This is a genomic window from Methanococcoides alaskense (genome assembly GCF_027594145.1).
GTDB lineage: Archaea > Halobacteriota > Methanosarcinia > Methanosarcinales > Methanosarcinaceae > Methanococcoides > Methanococcoides alaskense.
Genome location: NZ_JAQFFK010000005.1, coordinates 21798 through 38328 on the forward strand (window position 1 = coordinate 21798; position 16531 = coordinate 38328).

Sequence of the window (16531 nt, forward strand, 5' to 3'; positions counted from 1 at the left end):
ACATATACTTTTTTAATCTTCAGTCAAGTTCTATGGATATTCTTTTTTACGATGCAGGGAATCTAAGTCCATGAAAGTTCTGATCGCTACGGGCAGGCTTGCGGAAAGGACTGTAAGGCATTCAGTAGGTGATAATGCTGATGTTCTAGTACTCGATGTTGACGTTGCTGCATTTATAACTCCTCATAGATTGCTTTCTGTTACTAAAGGACAAAAGGAAAAATATGACGTTATATTAGTCCCAGGGCTTGCATCCGGTGATTTTTCCATGGTGGCAAAAGAACTTGAGTGCAAGGTATTTCTTGGTCCCAAACATGCTTATGATCTTGGTAGTGTGCTCAGGCTCGCTGATGGTATGGATCTCTCACTCGAGGTGCCTGCATGTGAACTTCTTTCTGATGTCTGGAGGGAACTTGCTCTTGAAACACTTGTGGAACTGGAAAACAATGCAGATATGCTTGCAATGATCGGTGACGTGAAGCTTGGTGGCGGTTCTCGAATGAAGGTCATGGCAGAGATAGTTGATGCAACTGGATTTGAGGAAGATGCTTTATCTTTAAAAGTTATTGAATTTATCAGAAAGGGTGCGGATATCATTGACCTGGGAGCTTCGCTGACGTCATCTGTCGAAGATGTCAGGAAAGCAGTCCGTGTAGCTCGTAAGGTTTCAACAGTTCCTGTTAGCATTGATACTCTGGAACCCGGTCTATTAAAAGCTGCGATTGACGAGGGTGTCGATCTGGTGCTTAGTCTTAATTCCAGCAATATCGATATTGTGGGGAAGGATGTGGCTAAAGCAGGAGTCACTGCGGTGGTAATTCCTGATGCCGGAAATAGTTTTGAAAGCCTTGTGCATAACATCCAGGCAGCAAGGGATGCTGGTATTGAGAGTATAATTGCCGACCCCGTGCTTGATCCCATCGGACATGGGTTCGTCGATTCGATTGTCAGGTATGCACGTTTTCATGAGGAATATCCGGAGATCCCGGTCTTCTTCGGTGCTGGCAATGTGACCGAACTCATAGATGCCGATTCTGTTGGTGTGAATGCCACTCTTTGCGGACTGGCAGCAGATGTGGGTTCCTGCATCTTGTTCACTCCGGAGTTCAGCGAGAAGACGAAAGGTTCTATTGCTGAGCTTAATACCGGTGCCAGGATGATGGCACTTGCTTTGACGAGGGGCAGTTCTCCTAAGGACCTCGGTCTTGACCTTTTGGTGCTTAAGGAGAAAAGGCGGCGGCCGGATGTTGCTATTCCTGAGGACTCTCTTCCTGCTAAAAGATTTGCAGGTTGGGAACTTGATCCGCTCGGGCCGTTCCGCATTGGTATAGTTTCCGATGATTGCGGTGGTATGATAGTTGCACAGCATGAAAATGCGTCCATCACGGGCAGAACTGCAAAGGAAGTTCTCGAAACGATAATTAAAATGGGTCTTATATCAAAGCTCGATCATGCTGGTTATCTTGGATGTGAAATTCAAAAGGCTGAAATAGCCTTACGCCTTGGTAGGAGTTATTCACAGGACGATGATCTTTGATCTTTAGGTGTTATGATGAAATTGCAAAATGATGATAAGGAACTGATCGTTGAGATCATGGCTGCAAGCTATTTTGTTCAACAGGGCTGGAAATGGATCAACCTGAAACGCGATGCTGGCAAGCTATACAAGATATATGATGAGCTTGTTGACCAGTACAATGCATATCCCTATATGAGCAAAGACTGGTATGTGGAAAACTCAGCTTCAAAAAGTATCCACATGTGCAGTAAATGGGAGGAGCTTAAAACGCTTGTGGATTTCCTCAAAGTTCATTCCGATGATCTTGATTTCCTTGTGAACAACAATGGTAAAAAGATGTTCTGCATAAAAACCACAGATGGCGATATCACTGATTCTCAGAGACGTGCCATCGCAGAGGCAAGGGATCTGAGATGTAATGTCTTTGTCTTCAAAGCTGAGGTTCCTGATGAGATGGACTTTGAAATATTGCAGGTAGGTGGCGGTTACTGATCTCACCTCCTTCTTCTATTTTTATTTGTTACCAATATGTTTATATTTCAGTTATACCTATTTAGATTTGCTTCAAAGTATAACTTTCTACTTCAAACGTAAGGTATTAAATAGTATTTACTCATGTATTTGCTGCTTTCTTCCATTATGTTCCGGTTTAGTTAGTTCTTTTTAGCATTAATAAAAGGACGTGAAAAGTTTGTTTAATGACATGGAATCCACTGCACCAGTAGAAGCTGGCGAGACTTACGAAGTGACAATTGAAGATATCGCAAGGGAAGGAGACGGCATCGCAAGAGTAAGCGGTTTTGTAGTCTTTGTACCTAGCACCTCCGTCGGTGACGAAGTTACCATCAAGGTAACAAAAGTAATGCGCAAGTTCGCATTCGGCGAAGTCGCTGAGTAATTTCTCAGTGTTCATATCTGGTGTGAAAGAAAGAGTTATCTTTCTTCATACCATTTACTGACAATCTTTTGATTCTTGTAGTTTTGTTCTAATTTTCTTCTTATATCATCTTGTTTCGTTGATTTTATTCTATCTATTCTAATTGTTCCCTTATATTTCCTGTTGAAACACATTTATAATATATCGCTACTATAGAACACATTCTCATGATGCCTGAAGATCTATATGATATTATTATTGTCGGAGCAGGACCTGCAGGTTCAACTGCTGCAGCTTATGCTGCACAGGCAGGTGCATCCGTACTTCTCATTGAAAAGAAAAAGGATGTAGGAGTACCACTTCAATGTGGAGGTTTCCTCCCCCATCTTGATACTTTACAGGAGCTTGTGCCAAATGCACAACTTCCCTATATGCTTGAGGAGATCCCTGCGGAGTGCATTCACACTACAAGCAGTGTACAGCGTTTTATCGCTCCGAATGGATATTCCAAGGAATTTGAGGTGGATGCTGATGCCATCGACAGACGCAGGTTCGACAAATATCTTGCAAAAGAGGCAGGACGCTGCGGTGTGGATATGATGGTAGGCACAAATGTTCTTGAGGTCAACGGTACTTCCGTTAATGTGGATGGTGTTTTTGGAGCACATACAATTGGTGCTAAAGTGCTTATTGGGGCAGACGGTCCAAATTCCATTGTCGGAAGGGCAAAGGGTCTGGTAAGGGATCTCGATCCCATGGGTACCGGTACTGCTTTCGAGTATGAGATAAGTGGTGTGGATATTGACCGTGAAGCCGTTGAGATGTATTTTGGAAAGGATTACGTGCCTGGTGGTTATGCGTGGATAATCTCCCAGGGTGGGGATACTGCGAATATCGGTGTCGGTATAAGGGAAGTATTGTTCAGGAACGGGTTATCTGCAAGGGATTATCTTGAAAGGTTCATGTATAAGCATCCTATAGCGAGTCCGAAACTTGCCGGTGCTTCCATTGTTTCAGTCGTATCCGGTCTTGTGCCGGTAGGTGGTGCACCTAAAGTAACTGCCACGAAGGATACTCTTGTGGCCGGGGATGCAGCAGGTCATATAATAGCCACCAACGGTGGCGGGATCTCCACTGCAATGGTTGGGGGTAAGATCGCTGGGCAGACCGCAGCTGAATTCCTCGATGGTAAGTGTGCTTTACAGGATTATGATGAGCGCTGGAGGCGGGAGATGGGGCTTGAGATAAAAACGGCGGTCTATGTGCGAAAGCTTATGGATAATCTCATGCGTTCTGATTCCATGATGTCGACTGCCATCAGGATGATCGCCCCTGAGCAGATGAAGGCATTGCAGTGTGGGCAGTTGCCGGATGCTGTGCGTAAAGGCCTCATCAAGATGAACTTTGGGATAAAATGAATTTCCTTTTTGCCTATGGTACTTTGAAAAAAGGACATATGAACCATCATCTTCTTGCTGGATCTTCATTTGTTTCGGAAAATTGTACTGAAGATAAATTTCAGATGCTCGATATGGGTGATTTCCCGGCAGTCGTGAAAGATGATCCCGTATCGTCTATCGTTGGTGAGTTGTTCAGTGTCGATGACAGTACATTGTCCGCTATAGATGGATTTGAGGGGAAATGGTTTTGCAGGGAGGAAGTCCTCCTACAAGATAGTTGTGTTGTATGGATGTATTTTCTATCGAACAATGTATCTTATGAAGGATGTTCATCTATCGTTCCGGGAATATGGCTAAAGGATTAAGGAGGCAGTTACAAATGATCGAAGAGGAAGTCAATGGGGATATTGCAGGTGTTGGAACTCTCTATTACGAAGGACATGACAATCTTTATCTTAACATTACTAACAGATGCAGTGCAAACTGTATCTTTTGTATCCGTGATATCTCGGATGGCATTTATGGATATGACCTTCGCCTTAAGAAAGAACCATCCATTGATGAGATCCTGGATAAACTCGGTTCTCTTGATCTTAATAAATACCGCGAGGTCGTTTTCACCGGTTTTGGTGAACCTACCATAAGGTTCGATGTTGTGCTTGAGGTGACTAACTGGCTAAAAGAGCGCGGTATGAAAGTGAGGCTCGATACCAACGGTCATGCTCAATTACTTCATCCTGAAAGAAATGTTATCTCTGAGCTTAAGGAAGCCGGCCTTGATGAAGTTTCAGTAAGTCTTAATGCCGAATCGAAAGAAATATATGACAAACTATGCCAGCCTGCTCTTAAAAATGCATATGAGGCAATGCTCGAGTTCACAAAAGAAGCAGTAAAAGCCGGAATAGAATCTCGTATGACCGTAGTAGGGTTCAATGATGTCGATATTCTGAAATGTGAAAAGATAGCACATGATATGGGTGCCGCTTTTCACGTAAGATAATATCTTTTTTTAATTTCAGATATACTTGAAAAGGTCATCTCTTTTTTCTTCGTGGAGACGTTTTCTAAGAAGGCCTTTAAGGCTTTTTATATCTCCCTTTTTAGCACTGGTGGGTGCAACGATATAGTTCCACTGTTTCCATGGTGCTGACAAACCGAACTTTTCAACGATAGCATCAAGCCTTTCATCATGTTCCACATCCTTTATGCGGTCCATCTTGTTGACGGCTATGATGGTGTCGAATCCAAGCTCATTGAAAAAGTCGAATATCTCAATGTCGATAGGTATCTCATTCCGGCTTTCCCAGCGTTCAACTACATCGACGAATGAAACGGGATCAGCAACTATCACTGCGATCTTTATCCTGTCAGCATTTGTCTCTATGTAGCGGACGATCTGGTCTTTAACAATGTCCTGCTTTCTGTCCTTTACACCGCTCATGAACCCAAAACCAGGCAGGTCTGTTATCAGCATATCGGAAAGAAGGATCTGTGTCGGTTTTAGTGTAACTCCAGGGCGTTTTCCCACCTTTACTTGCTTGCCGGTGAGCTCTCTTATTATGGAAGATTTACCAACGTTCGATCTTCCTGAGATGATTATCTCAAATTTGACTTTATCTAGATTCTGCTCATATTTCATGTCATGCTCCCGCTGTCCAAACTCCTGAAAGGGCTAAATAGGTTTCGTTCAGTAAATTCCAATATCTATCAGAATGATAGGGCTTCGTTGATTATTTCCAGTGTGGTGTCCACAAGGTCTCTGACCGATCTGATATTTCCATACCTGGGTATATCAGCTTCTACTATCCTATCTTTAGAATTGCTATTGGAAGTGTTCATCTGAGCCCTTGTATCGTCATCATACTCTTCGATGAAGTCTAATTCTCCATTTTCAAAGACATCATTAAGATAATATCTATTTGTTCTTACTGTGCCGGAATAACCCTTTGCATCAGTAAATTCAATGACTGCTGAAGGCACGATCATATAGGCATGGATCGAGTTCATGTGGACGCTGTATGATAAAATAGTGGTGTTCTCCGGGAAAAGCACAAGGTTTGCCGAGGTCTTGCCTTCAATAAATTTGGAATCGGTGATCATCTCATCGTGAGCTCTGATATGCGCTGCCCTATCGCCTTCGTTCTTGACATTCACTGTAAAGTCGAGTGCTTCCGGATCAGTTTCATTTATTTTAATGGTCTTTGTAGCGTTGATGTAAGGGCCATGAACTATCAGGTTGGTCGAATTGCTGTATTGGAAATAGGTGATCCCTTTATTGACAAACCGTATCTCTGTGGGAGGTATGGTATAATTTCCCGGATACAAGGCTTTTACCGAATACTGGATCACTTCCTTTGAGTAGGGGCTAAGGTCCGTAATATGGATATCTTCTATTTCCGGGTCAAGGATAAGGTTTTCTGGAAGGGTTTCATTGATAGAGATATCTTCTATATTGCTACCTCTAAGGTTGTGTAACTGAATGGTGATGTATGCACGCTCATCAATATTTGCATTCTTTAATTTTGTCTTCGAGACCTGAAGCGTTTTGTTGACCCAGCTATCAGCTTCGGTTTCTGTGACATTGAAAATTGAAACCCCTATTTTCGCATAAGAGATAGGTATGTCATCCCCGGTCACTACTTCCAGAGCAGTTATGTTCAACCTTCCCTCGATTATCTTGCTGTCAGGTAGATCACTATTATTTATCGAGAGCATAGCATTCCATTCTTCTGAACTTTCAGAAAGGATCGTGAGCATAACATAGTCTGTATCAATATCAAATGGCTTTGCCTTTGAAAAATCATGTGCTGTTATCAATGATCCATTTACATCGATACTGTCGCCCCAGTATAGTGTATAGTTAATACATTCTTCCCAGTCCCCATTCTCCTCTGCTGCTATGGGCGCATTCGCTAAGGCCAGGATAAATATAGCTAGTATAATGCAAATGTATGCTTTCATCATATGACCCTTTTAATTTTTCCTTCTCAGCAGGTATACGCCTGCAATACTGGCGATAGCGAAAAGGAAACCAAATCCGGGTTGAACCTTTTCTTCACTTGTTTGTTCCAGGTTGGCTCCATCATTTCCAGAAGCTGAATGCGAAGCTGCCCAAGTGTCTGAACTATCTGTATTATCTGATGTGCCTGAAGTTTCAGTATCTACTGTTTCAGGTGGGATCTCTACTTTTATGCTGGGCATGTTCGATATCTTTTCACCTTTGAAACCTTCCATATCGATGAACGTTGCAGTTGCAGGAGGAATTTTAAATATGCCAAGCTCGTTCATTTTCAAGATATATGTATAACTACTGGATTGATCTTTACCAAGAACCATGTCGAGGATCGTATCCCCACTAATGAATGTTGTACCTTCCGGGAACTGGGTTGAAATGACCCTAGTACTGGCGTCCCTGTTACCTTCATTCTTCGTCGTAACTGTTACCTTCACTTCATTTTTGGGCTGTATGATCGACTTATCCAATGTCTGGGTTATTACGATATCCGGTCCATTGATGGTTACCTGCGGGCCATTTGACTCGTAGGTATACTCTTTGTCATTGGAAGCTACAAACGATGCAGTTGCTTTAGGGGCGGTAAACGTACCTCCTTTAAGTGGTTTCAATGAATATGAAAATACTTCTTTTGTTTCGCCTGGTGCGAATGAGAGGGTCTTTTCAAGGGTTATACTATCTTTCAATTCAACACCCTCGATCATGTAATCCCTTATGGTGACTGAATTAACATTGTAGTTACCCGAATTGCGGACAGATACAAGAACGTGTGCAGTTTCATCCATGTAGATCTCTTTTGTCATGGATTTTGTAAGTATGAATTCTACCTTCGGCTCAATTGTAATGGTCTTTGATTCGCTGTCCTCATACAGATCGTTGTTGATGTCTTTGGCTTCAACGATGGCATTTATGTCAATTTTAGTTTTATCCCATGGATGAGGTACTTTAAATTTGACCGTTATGGGTTCAGCCACCTCGTTCTTTTCAAGACTATAAATGTCGTGTTTGAGCTTTCCATCCACGATCTCCAGTCCCTCTGGCTCGATATTGAGTTCAATATTCTTGCCTTGTGCGGCTCCTGTGTTCTTTACGGAAAATGTCGCAGTGATCATCTGGTGTGAACTCATGGTCTTCGGATCGTATGTGTCCTTGTCTGTACTGATCGTAATATCAAATTCCGGCAATCCTCTTCTGTATATCTCTATCACGGCGGTAGGATCTTCCATATTGCCGGTCCATTCATCAATGTTCACTGTTACTGCCTTTGCATAGACCTTTATGTCCTGTCCATCTGCCTCATCCCTGTACTCAAGGCTCTGACCGACATGTATGAAACTGAAATCTTTAATTTCATTGTTCCTTGTCACTGAAATATGTACATATCCATCTTTGGTGAAATCTTCCGCTTTTATTATGTACCTATCACTACCTTCCCCTGAAGTCATCGTATCTCCCCAGTGTAATGTGGAAGTGGCAGTTGATTCCCATTCAACATCCTCGATAGAGTATGCAGACGCGGTTATTGGGAGCAAGCAAAGGAATATCAATAGTGCAGAGATAACGAGTATTGATATTGAGTGTGGAGATACAGCTTTCCGGAGCATAGGATACCTTCTTTGAATTGTTGATCTTGATCAGGGTATATTTATAATCTTATCATATGACTTCTGATCAACTTTTAAACTGATCTAATATTTTCATGTATTATATTTATGTATTTATTACTTGGTATTATATATTATTGTATTTTATTTAACTTTATAGTTTAAAGGCTCTGTAGAAATCCTCAATATTCGGACAATAATCAAATAAAAATATTGTTGGATGTGTTGCACAATATTGGATTATAATCTCAATTCCAGTATGGGGGTGTTGGGTTTGATGAGTTTTCTACAGAGCCAAACAAAACACAATCATCCTCTTTGTGTTTTCAATGATACGGAATACTCAGGGGATAATCCTTTTTAAAATTTTATGTGAAAATCAAATGGAAAATAGGTTTTCTACAGGGCCGATTTTTTATTAGTTGATTAGGAGAAAGTGGGAATGATGGTAAATATACACTATAGAATATTGTCATAGTTTTGTTTTTAGTTCAAAATGTATTGTCCCCCACATGGGCATTGAGTGTGAAAGGCTTGTCTTTTTTAGCATTCTGTTTCATGTATATAAAGTACCTTTCGAAAATCCCATCTTCTTCCATCTTCGTCTCTTGGAATTTCTACCGAATCAGAAAATAAGAATATCAGAGCTTGAAATAATCCATTACATAGCAAATATTTTGCATATATTTATATAATTGTTTTAGATATTACACTTATAACTTTTTGCAAGGTGATATCCATCATAGAAATAATCAAAGCTTTTTTTCTAGGAATTACAGTGGCAATATCTGCTGCTCTCATCCCTGGCCCTATGATGTTTGCAACGATTGGCATATCCCTTAAGAAAGGTTGTAGAGCAGGAGAATCAGTATTCATTGGGCATGCCCTGGTCGAATTGACAATATTTCTGCTCATCTTAGTAGGAGTTTCATCCTCCATCAGTGAAACCATGATGTTATATCTGACCATAATAGGTGGCTTGATGATGGTACTTTTGGGAGTGATGCTAATAAAAAGTGCAAAAGAAGTTTCTACAATGGATATTTTAGCATCAGAAAGTAGATTGAACCTCTCTTTTAATCCAATATATGCTGGGATTTTAACTTCTGCATTGAACCCTTATTTTGTTATCTGGTGGTTAGCAGCAGGTACTGCGATTATCCTGCATGAATATATGATAAGTATCTTTGCAGTGGTTGCATTTATCGTTGGTCACTGGATAGCAGATCTCGGGTTTATTGTAGCTGTCTCATCCTCCTCTTCAAAGGGAAAGGAGCTGATATCACAGAGTACATACAAAAATATGTTGTACTTCTGTGGGGGATTACTGATGATCTTTGGACTGTGGTTCCTAATCAATTATAATAATTTTTCTGCAATGGTTTGAATTGGTTTAAATTATTTGAGATAGTGTCGTTTCATATTCGAATGGGTTGTGCAAATTAGCTACAATACCTCGTTGCCATATTTTTCTTTGTATATTCCTTAATCTATAACCTCATCGGTTAACTTATATACTAACTGTTAAGGTATGTTGGACCACTAAACAAAAGGTTCGAATCTCTCCTCCCACATAGAAAGTTGCTGAAAGCTGGTCTGAATCGGGCTAAAAGAGGCGGGAAGGATTTTGAGAAAGGAGGAAGCGATCCTCAATTTTTTATTGGGATGAAGGATCTAGGGATGTATTGGGGACGGCTTATGGGAGAAAGTGGGGACAAGAAGGGTGGTTAGAAGTAGGTGTAGGAGCATGCAACGAGGCATGACTGAATGAACGTGAATGTGGTTGATGATCGTTAAAATGAATATATGAATTTTGGAAAGGTGAAAAAGATGTCTGTGGATAACGAATTTCTAGAATATAAAGAAGATATAATGAAACTGTTGGAATATTTTGAATGTCCAGATGGATGTGAGAAGTGCAAAAATATGGGTGAGAAGAACGGTGTCACGGTGGACATGTTCCCATTATGGATTCAGAATAAAGAGTATTCTGATAAAATAGCAATAGCCCCTTGTGATAAGGGTGTAGATATTGTGAAGGCTCTTGCAGAACAGAAGAAATCATTGTTTGCTCATATTGTTGATGCTGGACAAATGGATGAGCAAGAGGCTGTAGGATTGTATGCGTCTTTACTTAGCAATGTTGAATTGTTGGAGGAACAAAATAAGACATTTACTGGAACAGAAGAAGGCTGTGGCAATTTGATAATTGATATAAAGGATGTCTTTCTGCTTTTGTCATATATGAGTTATGATGAGGACAATCCAGAAGAATCCCATAAATATTTTAATAAGGGTTTAGGCTTGAACTAATCCTCGCATAGAAAGTTGGGGTATAAGGGGGATTGAGAAAAGGCAATTCCTTAAACTTTCTAATGATAAATTACTAGTAAAGGATCGTTTACTTATCTGTATTTTAAGGAAGTATTGCCAAGATCTCTCCTTAAGTCTCCGATTAGAAAATATAGATAACTAAGAAAAATGTAACTTATTTAATAAAATTATAAGTTTGCAAATTTATGTGATCATGGAGGTTCAAATCTCATCCCTCGCGCAATACTTCAGGGATATAGTTAAGTTGAGAAAACCGAACTCCCATCGTTTTTTGGGTTGGTTCGCGATGACCAATACAATTTTAAAAATAATATGAATTTTGAATAATCCAATAATATTTTTATAATAAACAGTCCTTTAGATAGTCACATGGAACATAGCTGTGAAATATGTGGGACTAAACTTATTTTTGATCCCCCTGACCTTAAATGTCCAGAATGTGACAACATGTGTTTGTTATCAAAAAAAGATGCTTTACAAATTTGGTCAAAACAAAACACATGGTTTTCAGAAAAATTTAACGAAATTATTTCTGAATCTAACAAGAAAGAACTTATTTCGTGGTTACTTGAAGAAAGAGAAATTTTAGCGTCTGATTTTATTACAAATACTCCATCTTTAAAGTTGGGTAATTTTTTAGCAACGAGTCTTCTAATTAAAGCTGTCTTTGAAAAGTATGATACAGTTGGAACAGTGTCTCCAAATGCAGATTCTGTCGAGAAGTTAATTGATTATTTTGGTTTTTTTGTAGGCGTACAAGCAAGAGAAGATTTGCTAAAAGATGAATTCGCCTATTATGTTGCAAAAGAACCTTTTGACATAAAAACAATTGATGAATCAAAGTTGATGTCGAATTTCAAATTTATTTATAATCAACAGTGGAGAGGCATTGTCCAGACATTTGAAGACAATCTTATTTTAACAGAGGACTCAGCTAAATCGTATGTAGATACGCATAGAAAAGAGTATGATGATATAATAGCCAATCCATCTCCAAAGAAGCATTCATCTATGGAGCAAACAATTCAAGACCTTTATCCTACTTTTAAGTCTTTCAAAGTTGGACTGACAAAAAATGCAATTTTTGCACGTTTTTTTGATCTTACTTATTTAGAAGAGAAACAAATATCTCCAGAGACTCTTAATAAGATCATTAATGAATTCGTTCCAAAAAAACCAAATTCAATAGCTCTAACAAACGTGCCATCTAAACTTTTCTTAAAATTCATTCGACGTAAACTAAAAGAATTAGATAAACATGAGGCTTACAACGCATTGGTTTTTAGTAAAGGAAATAAAGATATTTTTCCATTTTGTGTTGAACTTGATGGATTCGTCTGGGTATCTACCAATTTTTTAGTTTTAATGAATACTTTTTACATTCCTTTTTTCCATAAAAAATTATATAATAAAGAGACTCTAAAGCATTCTACGATTTTTGAGAATCGAGATGTGCCAGATAAATTGAGAATAAATGGCTTCAAAGTAAAACAAAATGTTAAGGATCGAAAAAAAAACCCAAGTTTACAAATCGACTCAATTGCATGGAAAAATGAAGTACTCTACGTAATTGAAACAAAAATATGGGATATAGGTTGTGTTTTTGAAAGTAAAAAAACACATCATAACAGATCAAGAGATTTGTGTGGAATTGTTGACGGAATAAAATACACAAGTGGAAAACCTACACAAATTCCTAGTTTAATTAAAAAGATCGATTTTGTTAATACTAATATTGAAAGTCTTTGTCCAGACTATGAAATAATAAACGAAATTAAGGGCTTAATTATTACAAAAAGTTACCCGCCCATAGATTCGTATAAGGGAGTTATTATAATGGGTTTTAATGATATAGGCTACTTGGATGCAAATGTATGATAATTATTGATAAATCACTTTTTTCAATTGCACTCCCCATCCTTCTAACCTCTCCTTCACATGAACATTCAATGTAAACGGTCTATCACACATAGCATTCTGTTCTTGCTCCAGTAGGTCTAAGCCTTAATGCAAAGCTTTCAACTTTCAAAAACTTCACGATAGTGAATAGCTATATAAGATACGACAAACTATAAGTCATTGTGAAGTGTCCGAAGGTATTATCATGAAAATGGAGACTCCTTGTCAGACAATAGTATGGGATGTCCTTCCTGCGATACGTGCAGCGCTTGCGGTTGAGCTTGTGAATAATGGTATTGCTCAAAAGGAAGTTGCAAGGCTATTTGGTATGGCGCCTTCCGCTGTTTCTCAGTACCTGACCAAAAAAAGAGGTTATCGTATCGAATTCGATGATGATATACAAGAGGAGATATCCCGTCTGGCTGTTGAGATACAGGAAGGCAAGATCGAGAACGTTTCTGCAAAGATATGTGATATATGCAGAAATCTGAGGACCGGGGAAGATGCCTGTCCTGTGGGACCTACTGAATTATAAATATCTCGCATTTTATTTGATCATTTTGTCCTACTGTTTTGGTCTTTCCAGAATGGGTCCGACCTTTGGTGGTATGTTGGAGTCCGGTGTAAAAGCTGCAAAGATCGCTGAAGCTATTGTGAAATCCGTATAATATTTGTTAATACAGGTAGTTTATCTGCCTGTTCTTCTTTTGATGGCAGATAGTTAACGATTTATACCGTTGCCGATATAACTTTGTATATATCACCGATATCTGCCCTAAATTGCCTTTATCAATACATTTATTTAGGCAGGTCAGTTAATATCTTATTCCATTTAATTTAAGGAGTGTATTGCCAGATGTTCAATGAGACAACCTATCTTGATAACGCTGCAAGTACAAGGCTTGATGAAGCAGTACTTGAAGCGATGAAACCGTATTTCTTTGATGCCTATGCAGTTGCTACGTCTGAATTCGGTTATTCCATGGGTATTGATGCCAAGGAAGGGCTTGAAAGGTCCCGTAAGGTCATTGCATCAAGACTTGGTGCGCAAGCTGGCGAGATCGTGTTCACTTCAGGAAGCACCGAATCGAGCAACATGGCAATAAAAGGAGTGCTTTCAGCTCTGAAAGGGAAGAAGGACGACCATCTGATCGTATCCCGTCTGGAAGATTTCCCTGTGCTGAATACCGCAAAGAAACTTGATAAGCAGGGCTACAAGGTAGACTTCATAAATGTCGATGGGGAAGGTATCCTCGACCTCGATATGTTCAGCGATGCCATCACTTCGCAAACAGCACTGGTGTCCATTCAGCAGGCAAATCAGGAGATCGGCACTTTGCAGGACCTTAAAGCTATCTCTGATATCTGTCAGGATAAGGATGTCCTGTTGCATACTGATGCCACTCATAGTTTTACGAGGATTCCTCTGGATGTTAGCAAGCTTCCTGTGGACCTTGTAACATTGTCAGCCCATACGATCCATGGCCCCAGAGGTATCGGCGCACTGTATATACGTGAAGGAACTCCGATAGACAAATGGATGGATGGGGGATTCCAGGAATCCGATAGGCGTGCCGGTGTAGAGAACATTCCTGCTGCGGTGGGATTTTCAAAGGCTGTGGAACTTGTGACCCCTGAGGAGAATGAACGCCTTGCAGCGATGAGGGACCGTGTTATCGAAAGGGCAATGGCTGATATTCCTCATGTGACCCTTAATGGAAGTGCTACTAGCAGGTTGCCACAGAATGCCAATATGACTTTCCATTATGTGGAGGGTGAATCCATTACATTGCATCTCGATATGCTGGGCTTTGCAGTGAGCACAGGTTCTGCATGTTTTAGTCGTTCTCTTGAAGCAAGCCATGTGATACTCGGTATCGGTGGCGATCATGAGAGGGCACATGGGTCACTGCGTTTCAGTTTCGGACGCTTTAATACCATTGAGGATTCGGATGCTATTATCGATGCATTGAAAGATGTTGTTACGAATCTGCGGGCTATCAGTCCTCTGACAGAAGATAATTGAACTTATTGCGAGATAAATAAAAGAGGTGTTTCTATGACTTTCCCATACACAAAAGAGGTACTTGAGCATTTCAGAAATCCACAGAATGTTGGAAAGATGGAGGACCCTGATGGAAAGGGTCTTGAAGGCAGTCCTGCGTGTGGTGATATGGTTGCCGTTTATCTGAAAGTTGATCCTGATACTCTGGTTATCGAGGATATCTCTTTCGAGTCCTATGGCTGTGCATCCAATATCGCAACAGCATCTATGATCACTGAGATGGCAAAGGGCAAGACGCTTGAAGAAGCCAAGACGATCACGTGGAAGGAAGCAGCTCATGCTCTTGGTGGACTTCCACCTGTCAAGGCGCATTGTTCCGTGCTTGCGGTCGAAGGGCTTCGGTCTGCTATTCGTGATTATGAAGAGAAGCATGGCATGGTCGTGGAGAAAGAGGCCACTACGGTAGAGATTGTCAGTAAGCGTTTGAAGCATGTGATGAATCCGATGGCAGGTCTTGATATCATCAGGACCGAACTTGTGCTAAAGGTAATGGTCGAGGAAGGAACTGTTCGTATAGTGCTTGATATACCTTCGACACATCAGTTTGCAGCTGCCATAAAGGAAGATATTGTCGATAAGCTGGAATCATTGTGGGATGTTGAGAGTGTCACGGTTGATTACATCTCCTGATACTCCTCTATTTTCTTTTTGTATTAACATTTGATCAGGTTCTGGTAAATATGGAAATTCGTTCGATCGCTCCCTGTACAAGCAAGCCTTCTATATTTCATGTGGAGGCACAGCTTGAAAATGAGATAGATATTCCAAAGGCATGTGAAGCTTTATCCGTTGAGGAAGGCGTGACCATAAAGTTCCTCAGGTGCTCTGAAGAGCTTGGGGCTATCCGGTTCACTTCAGGTGCTATGATGGTGCTTATCTATGAAAGTGGCAAGATCACTGTAAGGCATGCTCCGGATGACGGTACTGCCAGAGAATTGCTCGAAAGGGTTGCTGAGCTGGTGGAGTGAATTTGATGGGCTAAAGGGGCTGTCAATATTTTATGCTTAAAATATGGTCTTTCTTTTTTTATTTACCGTTTTATATGTCCCTTATGTGGAAAGGAATTCCAGTGGCTATTTAAACTTCCTGCTGATATTCGACCGGCAATGATAAACTATATATAATTTTCACCGGTATGTTCCTTACCATTAGAGGTTATGCTATCAGGCAAAGCCTTAAGGATCTGGCCGATTCGATGTGTTATTTCATAAATTAAGAGGTCTTCATATGGACGACATGGATACTATTATCAACAGGATAAAAGAGCAAGATCCAGAACTATTTTTACAGATCGAGAAGATAATTCCTTTCCACGGGTACTTGAGCTCGGGAGCAATGATAGGATTACAGATGCTCACGATGTCGAAGAGATTACTTGATGTTAAGGAAGGGGAACGCATCTATGTTACAGCGGAGACATCCAACTGTGTTCCAGATCCATTCCAGATACTCGAGGGAGCTACCACCGGGAACAAGGGAATGAAGGTCAAGGACTACGGCAAGATGGCTGTTACCGTGAACAAACGTGGTGCACCGGGCGAGACCAGGATGCCTGCTGTCAGGATATATCTTGACGCAGAAAAGACTGCGGCTTACCCGAGATTGCACGCATGGTTCATGAACCTTGAAAAAGTGCGTCATGAAGAGATCCTGCCGATCTTACTCGAGGCAGGCGAGAACATTTATTCTTACACTTTTACAGAGATCGAAGTTCCGGTCAAGAAAAGCAAGCAAGTAAGGCTGTGCGAGAAATGTGGAGAGAGCTTCATTCATTATGAAGGCGAAGCACTTTGTGAAGCATGCAGGCATGAGCAGTAATT

17 protein-coding genes are annotated in these 16531 nt (G+C 40.5%); 14 read left to right on the top strand and 3 right to left on the bottom strand.

Features of this window, described 5'->3' with window-relative positions:
- Positions 1-70: 70 nt before the first annotated feature.
- From PBV53_RS08490 to PBV53_RS08515, 6 genes are all read left to right on the top strand, one after another.
- Positions 71-1537 (top strand): dihydropteroate synthase-like protein, encoded by a 1467-nt coding sequence (locus tag PBV53_RS08490; RefSeq protein ID WP_270096757.1) that lies wholly within the window; start codon positions 71-73, stop codon positions 1535-1537.
- A gap of 15 nt (positions 1538-1552) precedes the next feature.
- Positions 1553-2011 carry a hypothetical protein gene (locus tag PBV53_RS08495; RefSeq protein ID WP_270096758.1) on the top strand — a complete coding sequence of 153 codons (459 nt, stop codon included), beginning with the start codon at positions 1553-1555 and terminating at the stop codon, positions 2009-2011.
- Positions 2012-2222: 211 nt separating this feature from the next.
- Entirely contained in the window at positions 2223-2417 is a 195-nt protein-coding gene (locus PBV53_RS08500) for a TRAM domain-containing RNA chaperone (RefSeq protein ID WP_270096759.1), read from the top strand.
- 206 nt (positions 2418-2623) lie between these two features.
- Positions 2624-3814, top strand: coding sequence for a geranylgeranyl reductase family protein (locus tag PBV53_RS08505; RefSeq protein ID WP_270096760.1), 1191 nt, complete (start codon positions 2624-2626; stop codon positions 3812-3814).
- Positions 3811-4161, top strand: a complete 351-nt coding sequence (locus tag PBV53_RS08510; protein WP_270096761.1) for a gamma-glutamylcyclotransferase family protein — start codon at positions 3811-3813, stop codon at positions 4159-4161. The genes PBV53_RS08505 and PBV53_RS08510 overlap by 4 nt, the downstream gene beginning before the upstream one ends.
- A gap of 14 nt (positions 4162-4175) precedes the next feature.
- The gene (locus PBV53_RS08515; RefSeq protein WP_270096762.1) at positions 4176-4796 is read left to right on the top strand and encodes a TatD family nuclease-associated radical SAM protein; all 621 of its coding nucleotides are present in this window, start codon (positions 4176-4178) and stop codon (positions 4794-4796) included.
- 15 nt (positions 4797-4811) lie between these two features.
- On the opposite strand, the gene engB is transcribed toward PBV53_RS08515, so the two are convergent.
- From engB to PBV53_RS08530, 3 genes are all read right to left on the bottom strand, one after another.
- Positions 4812-5435, bottom strand: coding sequence for a GTP-binding protein EngB (gene engB, locus PBV53_RS08520; protein ID WP_270096763.1), 624 nt, complete (start codon positions 5433-5435; stop codon positions 4812-4814).
- A 68-nt stretch (positions 5436-5503) separates the two neighbouring features.
- Entirely contained in the window at positions 5504-6757 is a 1254-nt protein-coding gene (locus tag PBV53_RS08525; RefSeq protein ID WP_270096764.1) for a hypothetical protein, read from the bottom strand.
- A 12-nt stretch (positions 6758-6769) separates the two neighbouring features.
- A complete protein-coding gene (locus PBV53_RS08530) occupies positions 6770-8413 on the bottom strand; it encodes a PGF-CTERM sorting domain-containing protein (protein WP_270096765.1) in 1644 nt (547 codons plus the stop codon).
- Between the two features lie 730 nt (positions 8414-9143).
- Between PBV53_RS08530 and PBV53_RS08535 the strand changes: the two genes are divergently transcribed.
- The 8 genes from PBV53_RS08535 to PBV53_RS08570 all read left to right on the top strand — a co-directional run bounded on the left by PBV53_RS08535 (position 9144) and on the right by PBV53_RS08570 (position 16529).
- Positions 9144-9800, top strand: a complete 657-nt coding sequence (locus tag PBV53_RS08535) for a LysE family translocator (protein ID WP_270096766.1) — start codon at positions 9144-9146, stop codon at positions 9798-9800.
- 443 nt (positions 9801-10243) lie between these two features.
- On the top strand, positions 10244-10726 hold the full coding sequence (locus tag PBV53_RS08540; RefSeq protein WP_270096767.1) for a hypothetical protein: 483 nt from the start codon (positions 10244-10246) through the stop codon (positions 10724-10726).
- Positions 10727-11116: 390 nt separating this feature from the next.
- Entirely contained in the window at positions 11117-12625 is a 1509-nt protein-coding gene (locus PBV53_RS08545; RefSeq protein ID WP_270096768.1) for a hypothetical protein, read from the top strand.
- A 232-nt stretch (positions 12626-12857) separates the two neighbouring features.
- Positions 12858-13181 (top strand): transcriptional regulator, encoded by a 324-nt coding sequence (locus PBV53_RS08550; protein ID WP_374708530.1) that lies wholly within the window; start codon positions 12858-12860, stop codon positions 13179-13181.
- Positions 13182-13502: 321 nt separating this feature from the next.
- Positions 13503-14672 carry a cysteine desulfurase family protein gene (locus PBV53_RS08555; RefSeq protein ID WP_270096770.1) on the top strand — a complete coding sequence of 390 codons (1170 nt, stop codon included), beginning with the start codon at positions 13503-13505 and terminating at the stop codon, positions 14670-14672.
- 33 nt (positions 14673-14705) lie between these two features.
- A complete protein-coding gene (locus PBV53_RS08560) occupies positions 14706-15341 on the top strand; it encodes an iron-sulfur cluster assembly scaffold protein (protein ID WP_270096771.1) in 636 nt (211 codons plus the stop codon).
- Positions 15342-15391: 50 nt separating this feature from the next.
- Positions 15392-15679 carry a hypothetical protein gene (locus PBV53_RS08565; protein ID WP_250867969.1) on the top strand — a complete coding sequence of 96 codons (288 nt, stop codon included), beginning with the start codon at positions 15392-15394 and terminating at the stop codon, positions 15677-15679.
- A 259-nt stretch (positions 15680-15938) separates the two neighbouring features.
- Positions 15939-16529, top strand: coding sequence for an FmdE family protein (locus PBV53_RS08570; RefSeq protein WP_270096772.1), 591 nt, complete (start codon positions 15939-15941; stop codon positions 16527-16529).
- Positions 16530-16531: the final 2 nt, after the last annotated feature.

Bases quoted from the DNA above. Each gene is read 5' to 3' on its own strand.
- PBV53_RS08500 (WP_270096759.1), top strand. From the start codon at position 2,223: ATGGAATCCACTGCACCAGTAGAAGCTGGCGAGACTTACGAAGTGACA.
- PBV53_RS08540 (WP_270096767.1), top strand. From the start codon at position 10,244: ATGTCTGTGGATAACGAATTTCTAGAATATAAAGAAGATATAATGAAA.
- PBV53_RS08570 (WP_270096772.1), top strand. From the start codon at position 15,939: ATGGACGACATGGATACTATTATCAACAGGATAAAAGAGCAAGATCCA.
- PBV53_RS08495 (WP_270096758.1), top strand. From the start codon at position 1,553: ATGAAATTGCAAAATGATGATAAGGAACTGATCGTTGAGATCATGGCT.
- PBV53_RS08530 (WP_270096765.1), bottom strand. From the start codon at position 8,413: ATGCTCCGGAAAGCTGTATCTCCACACTCAATATCAATACTCGTTATC.
- PBV53_RS08525 (WP_270096764.1), bottom strand. From the start codon at position 6,757: ATGAAAGCATACATTTGCATTATACTAGCTATATTTATCCTGGCCTTA.
- engB (WP_270096763.1), bottom strand. From the start codon at position 5,435: ATGAAATATGAGCAGAATCTAGATAAAGTCAAATTTGAGATAATCATC.
- PBV53_RS08555 (WP_270096770.1), top strand. From the start codon at position 13,503: ATGTTCAATGAGACAACCTATCTTGATAACGCTGCAAGTACAAGGCTT.
- PBV53_RS08550 (WP_374708530.1), top strand. From the start codon at position 12,858: ATGGAGACTCCTTGTCAGACAATAGTATGGGATGTCCTTCCTGCGATA.
- PBV53_RS08510 (WP_270096761.1), top strand. From the start codon at position 3,811: ATGAATTTCCTTTTTGCCTATGGTACTTTGAAAAAAGGACATATGAAC.
- PBV53_RS08505 (WP_270096760.1), top strand. From the start codon at position 2,624: ATGATGCCTGAAGATCTATATGATATTATTATTGTCGGAGCAGGACCT.
- PBV53_RS08490 (WP_270096757.1), top strand. From the start codon at position 71: ATGAAAGTTCTGATCGCTACGGGCAGGCTTGCGGAAAGGACTGTAAGG.
- PBV53_RS08545 (WP_270096768.1), top strand. From the start codon at position 11,117: ATGGAACATAGCTGTGAAATATGTGGGACTAAACTTATTTTTGATCCC.
- PBV53_RS08560 (WP_270096771.1), top strand. From the start codon at position 14,706: ATGACTTTCCCATACACAAAAGAGGTACTTGAGCATTTCAGAAATCCA.
- PBV53_RS08515 (WP_270096762.1), top strand. From the start codon at position 4,176: ATGATCGAAGAGGAAGTCAATGGGGATATTGCAGGTGTTGGAACTCTC.
- PBV53_RS08565 (WP_250867969.1), top strand. From the start codon at position 15,392: ATGGAAATTCGTTCGATCGCTCCCTGTACAAGCAAGCCTTCTATATTT.